General features: G+C 41.1%; 11 protein-coding genes. 3 read left to right on the top strand and 8 right to left on the bottom strand.

What is annotated here, in order from left to right:
* Window positions 1-25 precede the first annotated feature (25 nt).
* The 4 genes from ACN20O_RS17460 to lysC are packed head-to-tail and all read right to left on the bottom strand — an operon-like array spanning window position 26 to window position 3,718.
* The gene (locus tag ACN20O_RS17460; RefSeq protein WP_102243619.1) at window positions 26-778 is read right to left on the bottom strand and encodes a 2,3,4,5-tetrahydropyridine-2,6-dicarboxylate N-succinyltransferase; all 753 of its coding nucleotides are present in this window, start codon (window positions 776-778) and stop codon (window positions 26-28) included.
* Entirely contained in the window at window positions 778-1,671 is an 894-nt protein-coding gene (dapA, locus tag ACN20O_RS17455) for a 4-hydroxy-tetrahydrodipicolinate synthase (protein WP_491635569.1), read from the bottom strand. The genes ACN20O_RS17460 and dapA overlap by 1 nt, the downstream gene beginning before the upstream one ends.
* A 1-nt stretch (window position 1,672) precedes the next feature.
* Window positions 1,673-2,350 carry a 4-hydroxy-tetrahydrodipicolinate reductase gene (locus ACN20O_RS17450; protein WP_491635567.1) on the bottom strand — a complete coding sequence of 226 codons (678 nt, stop codon included), beginning with the start codon at window positions 2,348-2,350 and terminating at the stop codon, window positions 1,673-1,675.
* Between the two features lie 6 nt (window positions 2,351-2,356).
* Window positions 2,357-3,718, bottom strand: coding sequence for a lysine-sensitive aspartokinase 3 (gene lysC, locus ACN20O_RS17445; RefSeq protein WP_491635565.1), 1,362 nt, complete (start codon window positions 3,716-3,718; stop codon window positions 2,357-2,359).
* Between the two features lie 98 nt (window positions 3,719-3,816).
* Here lysC and asd point away from each other — a divergent pair, with 98 nt between their 5' ends.
* From asd to ribB, 3 genes are all read left to right on the top strand, one after another.
* Complete coding sequence (gene asd / locus ACN20O_RS17440; RefSeq protein ID WP_491635564.1) at window positions 3,817-4,935, top strand: aspartate-semialdehyde dehydrogenase; 1,119 nt, start codon at window positions 3,817-3,819, stop codon at window positions 4,933-4,935.
* Between the two features lie 99 nt (window positions 4,936-5,034).
* A complete protein-coding gene (locus ACN20O_RS17435; protein WP_491635563.1) occupies window positions 5,035-6,525 on the top strand; it encodes a YiiX/YebB-like N1pC/P60 family cysteine hydrolase in 1,491 nt (496 codons plus the stop codon).
* Window positions 6,526-6,537: 12 nt separating this feature from the next.
* Entirely contained in the window at window positions 6,538-7,143 is a 606-nt protein-coding gene (gene ribB, locus ACN20O_RS17430) for a 3,4-dihydroxy-2-butanone-4-phosphate synthase (RefSeq protein ID WP_491635561.1), read from the top strand.
* Here ribB and ACN20O_RS17425 read toward each other — a convergent pair whose 3' ends face one another.
* From ACN20O_RS17425 to ACN20O_RS17410, 4 genes are all read right to left on the bottom strand, one after another.
* Entirely contained in the window at window positions 7,144-7,491 is a 348-nt protein-coding gene (locus tag ACN20O_RS17425; protein ID WP_491635559.1) for a c-type cytochrome, read from the bottom strand.
* A 23-nt stretch (window positions 7,492-7,514) separates the two neighbouring features.
* Entirely contained in the window at window positions 7,515-8,240 is a 726-nt protein-coding gene (locus tag ACN20O_RS17420; RefSeq protein ID WP_491635557.1) for a urate hydroxylase PuuD, read from the bottom strand.
* Window positions 8,241-8,369: 129 nt separating this feature from the next.
* Window positions 8,370-11,642: a response regulator gene (locus ACN20O_RS17415; RefSeq protein WP_491635555.1), complete on the bottom strand. Its 3,273-nt coding sequence runs from the start codon at window positions 11,640-11,642 to the stop codon at window positions 8,370-8,372.
* A 189-nt stretch (window positions 11,643-11,831) separates the two neighbouring features.
* The gene (locus tag ACN20O_RS17410) at window positions 11,832-12,632 is read right to left on the bottom strand and encodes a response regulator (protein WP_491635553.1); all 801 of its coding nucleotides are present in this window, start codon (window positions 12,630-12,632) and stop codon (window positions 11,832-11,834) included.
* Between the last annotated feature and the right edge of the window lie 48 nt (window positions 12,633-12,680).

Below are 12,680 nucleotides of genomic sequence, written 5' to 3'. Positions count from 1 at the left end.
TGTGGTGACAATTAAGGGGATGGAACTATCTTAGGAAGTCTTCAAGTACTAGAGAAGCTTCACTTTTTTCGTCACGGTATTTAACAATGATTGCACATTGAAGAGTTAGCCCCAGTTTTGTGGCATATTCATTGTCAGACTTAACAGGTCGGTTTCCAGGGACAACAATCGCGTTTTCAGGAATAGGTTCACCTTTTTCCAGCATGCGGTTGTTAACGATATCATAAACAGGAATTCCTTTTGAAAGAATAACTCCCGGAGCGATAACCGCTCTTCTTTTAACGATAATACCTTCAACAATCACCGCCCCAGCACCAATGAAAGCTTCATCTTCAATAACTACGGGATTGGCCCCGATTGGCTCTAAGACACCACCGATTTGAACGGCCGTAGAAAGGTGAACTTTCTTTCCAATTTGAGCGCATGAACCAACAAGCACGTGTGAATCAACCATTGTTCCTTCGTCTACGAAAGCACCAACGTTGATGTAGCTTGGTGGCATGATGATGACACCTTTAGCGATGTAGGCTCCACGGCGAACAGACGTTCCACCAGGAACAACGCGGATTCCTTGCTCTAGTCGAAAAGACTGTGGCATTAAATTATGTTTATCAACAAATCCATTTTCTTCTTTTAGAACGCCAGCTTTAAAAGCTTCAAGGATTTGAGCTTTAACTTCAGTGTTGGCAACCCACTTACCATCGATAAAATTCGCTGCGCGAACTCTTCCGCTTTCCAGGTCGTTAAGATTTTTTTCCCAAATTGTTGTTGTAACCATTAGTTGTGCTCCTTAAACCACGTAGTAATATTTTTATCAGCATTGAGAACTGGAGAGTTGTCTGCCAGGTCTAAATGGTGAAGAGGTGCGCGCAGAACATTTGTTTTGATCTGTCCTTTTGCGTGCATTAAGTTTTTTACAGGGACCGGGTTAGCGGCAATAAAAAGAGTGTCGCAGGCCTTTTTCCAAAGATCAGCTTCTGTGTTTGAAAGTTTTCCCGCCAGGGTTTTTTCTACGTAAGCGCGAGTTTCAACCGGCCAAGCGTTAGAAGCGACAGACACTAGACCCACACATTTGTGTGGATAAAAATCAGGAACCATTCCATCATCGCCACTATAAAGGCGAGCGTTTGGTGCAGATTCACCGTATTTTTTGAAGTCCTCAACTGATCCAGACGCTTCTTTAATCGCCCAGAAGTTTTTGTGGTCTTTTAAGTTTTTAATCGCATTGAAATTCATTTTTACACCCGTTCTTCCTGGAACGTTGTAAAGCATACAAGGCCTGTTCGCTAAATCTAAAATCGCTTTAAACCACTGTGTTTGTCCGTGTTCACCTGGTTTTGCGTAAAGGGGAGTCACCACTAAATAAGCATCAAGACCACTTAGTGTATTTAAGTATGTTACGTATTCAAGTGTGTCTTTTTGGTTGAATCCACCAATACCGGTCATCACGGGAACTTTTAGGTTAAGTCCTAGACCGAATTCCAGGATTTTTTTACATTCATCTTTGTTTAAGTTTAGCGCTTCACCTGTTGAACCTAAAATAACGACAGCAACGTTGGCCGCTTCTTGTTGTCTTAGGATTTTTTCAAACGTTGGGTAATCGACAGTTGAGTCGGCATTCATTGGAGTGACGATCGCTGTCCATAAAGGATAGTCGTTAAGATTTTTCATATTACTTAATTCCTTTTAAAAGTTCCTTCTGGACGACATCTTGAAATAAGTGAAGTCCCGGAGTGAGTGTTGAAATAATGTTGGCCCCGTAAAGTGCGCCTTCAGCAAAGATTTTGCGATCAAGTGCTGTGTGTTTTAGGGTGATTTCTTCTGTGGCCGTTTTTAGTGTGAGTTCGTGGATTCCTATCACATCTCCAATTCGCTCAGAAGTGATATTCATCTCATGACCGGCCCAGTTTTTCCACGACAGTGCTGTTCCACTTGGGGCGTCTAGTTTTTTAGTGTGGTGGATTTCATTCATTGAAAATGAGTAATCAGAAAGAATGCTGCCGGCGTTTTTCATAATGAGAATCATCTGGTGAACCAGGTTCATTCCCAATGAAAAATTTGTTGCATAAATCCACTTGATGTTGTTTTTTTGGAGAGTTGCGGAGAGTTCACTCCCAAAAGAAATGCCTGTGCTTCCAGTGACCACTGGGATTTTAGCGTCGATTAAAAGTGGCATATACTCGCCAAAAACATCGCCAGTTAAAAAGGAAATCACCACGTCATGGCCTTTTAGCGACTCAATTGTCGGGTGGTTTTTAGAATCAAAAACAGTGTGTGGGATTTTTTTCTCGATTAATAACTCGAGAACTTTACTACCTGTTTTACCTTTTCCAAGAAGAGCGATTTTCATTTTTTCTTAACCTTCAATAAAAGTCTTGTGCAGTTTTTTGATCGCTTCTTCGCCCGCACTTCCATCTACGATGAAACAGAAGTTGTGCTTACTTGCCCCAAGACAAATCATGCGTACGTTAATGCCATCAATGGCATTGAAGATTTTTTTCGCTAACCCTGGTGTGTGGTTGATGTTGTTGCCGATTAAAGAAACTAACGATAAGTCTTCTTCAACTTGAACGACGGCAAGTTCTTCCAGGTCGCGGATTAAGTCTTTATTTAGAAGAGCAGAGTCATCAAGAGTCATTGAAACGGAAATTTCAGAGGTCGTGATGGCATCGATACTGACTTTATGATCGTTAAAAACTTTAAAGATCTGATACAAGAATCCGTGAGTGTATAACATTTCTGGTGTCGATAAAGTCACCAGCACTTGTTTTCTTCTTAAGGCCATAGCACGGATTAAAGGAGCATCCTCGACTTCTTTTTTAATCCATGTTCCACCAGCTCCCATTTCAAAACTCGATCCGACAAAGACCGGGATTTGTGAGCGGATGGCCGGCATAAGTGTCGCCGGGTGAAGAATCTTTGCTCCAAACGTGGCAAGCTCAGAGGCTTCTTTAAAAGAGATTTCTGAAATCGCGCGCGCCTCTGGACAAATACGCGGGTCCGTTGTGGCAATACCAGCAACGTCGGTCCAGATTTCTAAAATATCAGCTTTAATTCCTTCAGCTAAAATCGCTGCCGAGTAATCGCTTCCACCGCGGCCAAGAGTGGTCGTCATGCCATCAAGAGTTTCTCCGATAAAGCCTTGTGTGACATAGACCGTGTTTTCGTGTCTGATGGCCCCTAGTTTTTTATCGCATGCTTTGATGATTTCATTGGTTTGCGGGCGGGCCTTTCCAAATTGATTGTCAGTCACTAAGACATCTCTGACGTCAAGCCATTTTGCTCTGTGATCAGAGTTGGCCTTTTTTAAGACTAAGTTCATCGCGTGAGTAAAAAGAATTGAAGAAAGTCTCTCTCCAAAACTCTGCATTGAATCCATCGCTTTTAGCGAGCAGTCTTTTAGCAAATGAATCCCGCGCGACATTGACTCAAGTTCGCCCAGCATTTCATTCATGATTTTAAATTCTGATTCCGGAAGTTCTAGATCGCGGGCAATCTTCTCGTGTTTGTTTTTAATTTTAGTGATGATCAATGAAGCTTTATCCCAGCTGCTTTTTTCAGCAGTGCGGGCCAGTTCAATTAAATCATTTGTCGTTCCTGAGGTCGCAGACACGACCACCATTTTTGAACCCTGTTTTAAAGAAACTTCGGCGCTTCTAAGCATACAGCCAGCATCGCCCATTGAAGTTCCACCAAATTTTGAGACCACGAGTTTCATAGAATTTTCCCTGATAGTTTTTTAGAATTGGAAAATGTTTTACAAATTATAGTAAAAGATAAAAAATTGACTGAAAATATCAAATACAGGAAAAATGCATGAAGTTAGGTATTGTTGGATGGCGAGGAATGGTTGGTCAGGTTCTGATGGCGAGAATGCTGGAAGAGGGTGATCTTAATCATTTTGACACGACTTTTTTCTCAACCTCAAACGCAGGTGGGGAACACCCATTTAAACAGCTTAAAAAGGCAGATCCGACGCTTAAAGACGCTCACAGTATCGATGAATTAAAGAAAATGGATATCATCGTGACTTGTCAGGGCGGAGATTACACAAAAAAAGTATTTAAAGACCTAAGAAATGCTGGCTGGAAAGGCTATTGGGTTGATGCTGCTTCGGCCATTCGCATGGATAAAGACAGCACAATCATCCTTGATCCGGTGAATCTTCATGTGATTAAGAAGGCACTCAAGGAAGGGAAAAAAGATTTTATCGGTGGAAACTGTACGGTTTCGCTGATGCTTTTGGCCCTGGGTGGACTTTTTAAGGCCAATCAAATCGAATGGATGACGTCGATGACGTACCAAGCGGCTTCTGGTGGTGGTGCCCGTCACATGAATGAGCTTCTCTCGCAAATGAAATATTACACTGACCGTGTGATGGATAAGGGCACAAATCTTTCTGAGCGCATTTTAGAAGTTGAAAAAAATGTGACGGGCCTTATGAGCGATGCTGCTTTTCCTAAAGAAAACTTCGGAGTGGCGCTAGCTGCGAACCTGATTCCATGGATTGATTCTGACCTGGAAAACGGCCAAAGCCGCGAGGAATGGAAGGCGAGTGCTGAAGGAAATAAAATCCTTGAGACGACAAATATGATTCCTATCGATGGGACATGTGTGCGTGTCGGAAGCATGAGATGCCACGCTCAGGCGCTGACAATTAAACTTAAAAAAGACATTCCAATGGATGAAATCGAAATGATCCTGGCCGAACACAACCCGTGGGTTAAAGTTGTGGCCAACAATAAAACAGATTCAATCAAGTATTTAACTCCACAATACGCCAGTGGAAAGCTGGAAGTTCCGGTGGGGCGACTTCGCAAAATGTATATGGGCAACGACTATCTTAATGCTTTTACAGTGGGAGATCAGCTTCTTTGGGGAGCTGCCGAGCCGTTAAGACGAATGCTGCACATTATTTTGGAAAATAATACCTAAGGGATTTCATCCCTAGAGTTTTACAGCACCATAAGTTAGACTAGTAACATAATTGTTGCCATCGGACGGCAATACCAAGCGATCAGGAAGATTTATTTTATGTTTAAAAATCATAAGAATTTTTTAGGGTGTCTTTTATTGTCTGTGGCAGCGACAAGCTGTTCATCGATGTCTGATCGATCTCCTTCCTCTGATGAAAATCCAACCCTTGCTCAAATCATTGATGACATTTCCGATGCCTCAGGAAGAATCAAACAAGACCCCGTAGCTTGTAAAGACCGTTATGAAAACGCTTACAAAAGACTGTTTAACCTGGCCGGCGATCCAGCACTGGCAGAGTTAGTCGATATCAAAGAAATTGATGAACAAATCAATGCTTCATTTACCGCAAGGCTGGCACTTAAAGAGGCGCTGAAAGGTTTTGAAAGTGATACAGAATGCTTAAGAAGTGCCACAGATGTTTTCCGCGGGCTTCGTTATGTGGAAGACTACCTGATTGAAATGCGCATGGAAAAAGCGGCCAATGCACCTTCAGAATACGTCAGTATGAAAGGAGAGTTTCCTTACTTTTTAATCAACCCAAAATTTGCAGCCGAGTTTAAATCCTATGAAGATTTGCAGTCGGGAGATGTGATTTTATCGCGCGGGAATGCTTTTTCTTCTGCTGCTATTGCCCGCATTGGGGTGAATGATTACCAATTTTCGCACTTAAGTTTTGTCTATAAAGACCCGGAGACAAAAGAGCTTTCTACGACTGAAGCTCACATTGAAATTGGAAGTGTAGTTGAGCCTTTAATTGAGCACGTCAGTGCTAAGAATGCCCGTTCAGTTGTTTTTAGGTATAATGATGCGCAGATTTCTGAGCAGGCATCAAAAAGTATCCACGAGCGCGTTTTAAAAAATCAGCTGGCCAAAAAAAACGTGGAGTATGATTTCTCAATGGACTTCAGAGACAACGAAAGACTCTTTTGTTCTGAGATCATCAGTTCTGGTTTTAAGGCGGCCATGCCCAATGAAGATTTTATCCCGAAGTTTAAATCGAAATTCTCTCCAGGGATTATTCCATTTTTAAATACGATTGGTGTTCCGGCCAACAAAGACAATGTGGCCAATATGGAAGTCTTCGCTCCAGGAGATATCCAGTTTGACCCGCGCTTTGATCTGGTTGCTGAGTGGAGAAACCCAAGAAAAATGGAAGAGTCGCGTTTAAAGGACTTTATTTTGACAAAGATTTTCGAGCGTATGGACCAAGCAGGTTACAAGTTTGATCCTAGCTTTAAGATGGATGCTGAGGCCCGCACGTTCTGGCTTTTAAGAAGGCTTCCGGTTGTCCGCAAATTTCTTCAAAACAAGTTCCCGCTGAATATGAATCCGGGGCAATTGGAATTATTTATGGCCTTAGATAAAGTCGGTGAGGCGATTTATAAAGAAGTCGAAAAGGCTTCGCTAGAGTTTGATCGCCCAATGACTCCGAAAGAAATTTATGCGGTGTTAGATGGTTTTTTTAAAGAAGACTTTGAGCTTTATAAGCGTTATAAGAAGGGTCAGGATGTGGTGAAACCGGTGTTTCACACGTATTTTCATCCGTAAAAAGGACCTCCAGTGAATGATTCTCTCGCTCGTGCTCTCCATGAATTAAAAAGCGGACGCTTTATTTTGGTGTGTGATTCTGAGTCCAGAGAAGATGAGGCGGACCTGATTATGGCCGCACAGTTTGCGGAAACTTCCCACGTTAATTTTATGATCAACAACTGCCGAGGCCTTATTTGTGTGCCGATGGCGGCCTCTATTGCTAAAAAACTCGATCTTCCATTAATGGTTCGCGAACACACCGGAACATTTGAGACGGCCTTCACTGTTTCAGTTGATGTAAAAAAAGGAACGCACACCGGGATTTCATCTCACGATCGTGCGCTTACTATCCGCGCTTTAAGTGATCCAAAAGCAGCTCCTCAAGACTTTGCTCGTCCAGGACATATCTTTCCTTTAATCGCCTGGGAAGAAGGCGTATTAGTACGCCCAGGACACACAGAAGCTTCCGTGGATTTAATGAAACTCGCAGGCCTTTTACCGGTTGCCGTTTTATGTGAAACACTGGATGAAAACGGTGTCGCTTTAAAAGGTGCGCTTTTAAGAGAATTTGCAGCAAAGTTCAACATCCCCATCATTACGATAGAAGATTTGATCGCTTACAAAAAACAAAACTAATTAAGGTTTATTAAAGCTGTTTAAATAGGCATGAAGGGCCGGGATATCATCCTTTAGCTGAGGAAAGTCCGGCATAACTTCTGTGTCTCTTTTTGGTTTGTATCCAGGTGGATAACTGCGAGTAAGCACTCTTGCCGTGACTAATTCCAGGCTTGAGCCAGCAATCGCAGGGCCGATACTCCCATCAATCGTTGGATTGGGGTTATGGCAAGCGATACAGTTAGACATGAAGACGCCTTTTCCGCGCGCTTCAAGGCCTGAGAGAGGTTTTTGTGGTTCGCCTTTTTGGCATGAAAGAAGTGAGAGGAGCATTGCCCCTCCCACCATAATAGAAAATGTTCTTTTCATTGATCTCTGCATTGATTTCAATATTACTTTGTTAGAAGTTCAATCGCCACGTAAAGGATCGCTGTTAGGAAGATCCCCATGTGAACAACACCTTTTACCGATGTGATCTTGATTGTATCTGTTTTTCCTTTTAGTGCGTTTAATTCAAGTAGACCAACGATAAGGATGATCACTAGAGCAAGAATTTTCCCGTTATAGTCTGGGTTAACGTTTGCTGGAAGGTGAGAAGCAGCTCCCATGAAAAATAGCATTGGAAGAGAAAATAGAGTGTTGTGTCTTGAAGCTAGACCTGCTTTTGCTCCAGCTGCCGCCGCTTCTGGAAGAGCTTGTCCACCAGCTGCTACTTGTTTTGCTGAAGCGATAACGATCTTTTGGTTAGGCCAGATAACAAGCCATACGTTTAAGAACATGATTGTCCCTAATAGGGCCCCGGTTGCGATGAATGCCCACCAAGAAGTCTGGAACATTGCTGATCCAAATCCGTGTCCTTTAAGTCCTAATAGAGTTACCCCTGAAAGGAATGTGAAAAGAGCTCCGTAACGGAACCATGCAAGTGCGCGTGGAACTAGTGTTCTAACAGCTACACCACGAGATGATTTAATTTTTTCGTCAGCGTCTAGTTCTTTGAACCATTCACCTTGGATAAAGTTAAAATAGTAAAGAACGCCAATCCAGATGACGCCAGCAAAGTAGTGAATGTAGCGCAAGAATAGTTCAGCTCCCGGTGCTGTGAATAGTGAGAATGTCAAAGGTTACCCCCAAGTTAACAGTTAGAATTTATAAAGATTGTGTAAGTCCTATTCAAAGGGAATAGCTGACTAAAGTCAATGAATAATCATACTCAAATAGATCGTAGATTCCTGAGCTTTTTTTTAAAACTAAAAATAAGACTTCAGCTTAATAAAAAAATCATTAGGGCGAAATGGCTTAGTCACAAAATCATTCATCCCAATAGACTGAAGACTCGAGACACTTTCAGTCATAACATCGGCCGAAAGGCCAATGATAGGGGTTTCTTTATTGAACTCGCGGATCTTTTTAGTGGCCTCAAATCCATCCATTAATGGCATATGAAGATCCATCAAAATCAGGTCGTATTTAATAGCACGGACGTGGTTAACAGCTTCAAGACCATTGATGGCAACATCGACCTTAAGGCCCCATTTCTCTAAGAATTTTTTCGTCACAATAATGTTAACCTGGTTATCTTCAACTAAAAGCACGCGCTGGCCTTGGAAGCTTTCCTGGATTTTTTGAGGAGAATTTGAAGTAACACTCATAGGCTGTTCCGATTTAATCGCGAAATGGATCGTAAAAACAAAAGTCGTTCCGGACTTAGGTCCGCTAGTGACATCGATTTTACCGTTTTGGATTTCCACCAGGCGTTTTGTAATCGCTAATCCTAGACCTGTTCCGCCATATTTTCTAGTATGATCGCTCTCTGCCTGGGTAAAATCTTTAAAAATCTCGCGCTGTTTGTCTTTATCGATTCCAATTCCGGTATCTGATACTTTAAATTCAATGATGCACGAATCTTCTTTTTTCTGTTTTAAACGAACATAGAGATTAACTTCGCCTTCGTTGGTGAATTTTAGCGAGTTACTTAGAAGATTATTAAGAATCTGGGTATTGCGGTATTCATCACCAATCACCAGGTCTGGCACCTTTTGATCAATCTCCATCGAAAGCTTCAGGTTTTTTTCCATGGCCTTCGGACGATGAATCTTTAAAACATTCTCACAAAGTGACCTAAGACTAAAAACTTTTTTCTCTAAAACGATTTTTCCCGATTCAATTTTTGTGTAATCGAGAACTTCATTAACAATGTGAAGTAAGTTATCTGCCGAATATTTAATCGTCTCCAGGTCTTCACGAATCTCTGATTTCGGATTTTCTTCCAGGATAATGTTAATCATCCCGATAACCCCGTTTAATGGTGTCCTGATTTCATGGGACATAGTCGAAAGGAAATTGGATTTCGCTCTGGCCGCATCTTCAGCAAGTTCTTTTGACTTGGTTAAATTCTGTTCGATTTTCTTTCTCTCGGAAATATCGCGCACAACCGCTTGATAGATGAATTTATCATTAACTTCAATATAGTGAAGGTGCATTTCCGCAAAGAAGGGGAGTGCTCCACGCAGGCAAAAACACTCAAATTTCACCATTTTTTTATACTTTACTTCGCGGACCTTATTCCTAAAGAGCTCTTTATCCTCTGTCGAATCCAGGTCGCGGATAGCGAAAAAATCATAAAGGGGAGAATTAATCAGGTCTTTTTTCGAGCGCTTTCCAAAAAGAACTAAACTCTCCGGGTTACAGTCAATAATTTCATTATTGTTGAATAAAATAACGGCGTCACTTGAGTTTTCAAAGAGCGATTTAAAACGTTCTTCGGATTCTCTGAGCTCCATCGTTTTACTGCCGGCAATTTTATTGGCCTTTTCACTGATGAGTTTTAAATTCAAAATAAAGCCGGTAATCAAAAGACTAAAAAGAGAACCAACTAAAATCAGCATCGAGTTTTGCGATCCATGGCTGGTGATATAACGGAGGGTTTCATTCCAATCAATGGTGAACGTGCGGTCGGCCAGATTTAAAGTCGAAAACTTAGGATGGCTATTATCCGAATTTCTCAAACGCTTATCGACAATCTTAGTGTAGACTTTGCGTTCAAGAAAACTGTTATCCCCATCATAAATATCAATATCAACCAATTGATAACGAGATTCGGCCAGTGATTTGAAAAAAGACTCCATTTCAACGGCTGCCACGATCCAACCGATAAAACGGTCGCGTTTTTTTATGGTCGTAATTAGAAATGAAGTGAAAGACTTTTTTTCACCAAACAGATCAATATGAATGGCCGGAGTCAGAATTGGATTACTGCGGTAAATAGATTGCTCAAAAAGCTCGCGCAATTCCGGGTGATAAATTATTTTTTCAAAATTTCCGGTGGCATTTAAACGATCCGGATAAATCAAGGCCGGACGATTGCTCAACGATTTAGGATAAATAACTCCTATTCCTTTTATACCGTTAATTTGATCAACAATGGAAATCGACTTAGCGTATGCGTCCCATTCATCAGGTTCTACTTTTTCTGAACCCGACACAAAACCCGATGCACCTTTGATGGCATTTTCGTAAAAAACCATTTTTTCAATCAAACGGTTTTCAAAATCATCAATAACACTGGTTATAATTCGCGCATTATCTAATTCTCTTTGCGAGTAATAGTAGTAATAAACCGAACCGGTTAAAACCCAAAAGGCCAAAAGGGGAGCAATCGCACTCTTAATCAGCCTGGTTTTCTTAAATCCTTCCAATGCTAAGGCACTAATCCCCAGAGCAAATAAGAAAAACTGAATCGAGGTCATGTTTTCCTGGTAGTCGCCTACTGAAAATGGCCCATCATGACCAATTAAAAACCAATTCAGCACCAAGGATACGGTGATAAGCGCATAATAAATTCCCTGAATTGTCCCTAATAAACACGGCAATAAAATCGATAAAAAAACAAAAAATAGATAAGGGCCAAGGGCTTGGAACTTAAAAATATACGTAATTGCGAAGGCCGCAAAAGGTGCTATAAAATCAAAAAAACGATGTTTGGTGTCTTTAAAACTTAAAAATGCTGGAAGAATAATCAAAATGCTTAAAACATCGCCTATATACCAAGTGGCAAAATGAGAAAAATACATATCTTCGGCGATGACACCCAGATAATACAAATTCGTCACACCAATTAAGGCCGAAAAAATCGGCGCAAATAAGGCAACGATGGAAACGCTTATCAAGGTCGACTGATATTCGAAGTATTCTTCAACAATGTCTTTAAACGCCTGATAAAGATACAGCCCGATATAGGCTTCAGAAACGCTGGCCAAACAACTAATCAGGTTTAGGTAAAGGCCTCGGTCATTAACCAGGCCCAGGATAAATTTTGCGATAAAAATGACCGGTAAATAACGGGCGCCAAAAACCACCAGAATTCCCACGGCCAGTCCAGACGGGATAAAAAACGCCGATGATTGTCCGGGAGTTTTAGTGATAATTAATGAAAACTGGGCCACGTAAAAATAAATCGTCGTCAAAAGAAACGAGATGACAGTGTATGAAGAAATGTCGCGAATATTAGGGCCTGATTTCATCCCGATATTTTGAACTTATTTTCTCAGAAATGTTAGCTTTTTTTGTTTATAGTGGGTTCTTGAAGGGTTTTAAAGGTCCCAAAGGGGGTAAAATCTGCCGGAAACCCTCTACCCGATAATGGAAGTTATCGGGTAGAGCCCCTTATTCCAATTGACCAGAAGCACAAATGCCTGGTCCTGGCATATCCCTTAGCCTCGCTTTAAATGCTTATCTAAGGCATAGGTAATCTTATCTTCAAATTCGTTAAAATCAAACGGTTTGATAATATGGTCTTTTATACCATAGCGAAGCAACGTCATAATATCGTCCACATCATCGCGGCCGGTGATAACCACGGTTAAAGCAGATTTCGTGCGCGGCCTAATGGTGCTGGTTTTGATGAATTCAATCAAATCGATACAAGTTCCATCATCTAAGTTCCAATCCAATAAAAGCATGTCGTAGTCTTTATCGACCAAGTTAATTTTGGCCTCTTGAATTCCTTTACAAAGGTCAAATTTAGCATGACCTAGTTCGCCCAAATGAATGGAAATCAGCTCTAAAATCTCAGGGTTGTTATCCAGGACCATGACATTAAAATCTTTGGGAATAACTGGCGTTAGTTTTTTATAGATTGCTTTTTTTAAATGACAAATGACTTCATCAAAGCTGCTCATTAGGTCAAAAATATAATCGACACCAAGTTCAAGGAATTTATGATTAACTGTTTTAAGGTTTGATGTGTACACAGACATGACGGCTTTTTTATAGCGCTGACTTTTTTTCAATTTATCCACTAAATCTTCAGCTGAACATTCTTTAAAAGTTTCTTCAATAACAAAACAATCAATTTTAGGCAGGCGAGCGATAGACTTCAAAAAATCATCGAAATTTTTGCCAATAACAAAGTTAACTTTAGGGGAGATCTCCCCTAGCCTTTGGCTAAAATTCTTCGCTTCCAAGGGATTGCTGAAGCAAAGAGCGATATTAATTTCCTGAGTATGTGGCATAGCACTCTCCTACTGACAATTTTGCCTATTTTAAAATTTCTTTATAAA

The organism is Bacteriovorax sp. As-1 (assembly GCF_058446905.1).
Note: the sequence above shows the minus strand (reverse complement) of the source record. Positions and strands in the feature narration are given on the sequence as shown.

Bases quoted from the DNA above. Each gene is read 5' to 3' on its own strand.
- ACN20O_RS17460 (WP_102243619.1), bottom strand. From the start codon at position 778: ATGGTTACAACAACAATTTGGGAAAAAAATCTTAACGACCTGGAAAGC.
- dapA (WP_491635569.1), bottom strand. From the start codon at position 1,671: ATGAAAAATCTTAACGACTATCCTTTATGGACAGCGATCGTCACTCCA.
- ACN20O_RS17450 (WP_491635567.1), bottom strand. From the start codon at position 2,350: ATGAAAATCGCTCTTCTTGGAAAAGGTAAAACAGGTAGTAAAGTTCTC.
- lysC (WP_491635565.1), bottom strand. From the start codon at position 3,718: ATGAAACTCGTGGTCTCAAAATTTGGTGGAACTTCAATGGGCGATGCT.
- asd (WP_491635564.1), top strand. From the start codon at position 3,817: ATGAAGTTAGGTATTGTTGGATGGCGAGGAATGGTTGGTCAGGTTCTG.
- ACN20O_RS17435 (WP_491635563.1), top strand. From the start codon at position 5,035: ATGTTTAAAAATCATAAGAATTTTTTAGGGTGTCTTTTATTGTCTGTG.
- ACN20O_RS17425 (WP_491635559.1), bottom strand. From the start codon at position 7,491: ATGAAAAGAACATTTTCTATTATGGTGGGAGGGGCAATGCTCCTCTCA.
- ACN20O_RS17415 (WP_491635555.1), bottom strand. From the start codon at position 11,642: ATGAAATCAGGCCCTAATATTCGCGACATTTCTTCATACACTGTCATC.
- ACN20O_RS17410 (WP_491635553.1), bottom strand. From the start codon at position 12,632: ATGCCACATACTCAGGAAATTAATATCGCTCTTTGCTTCAGCAATCCC.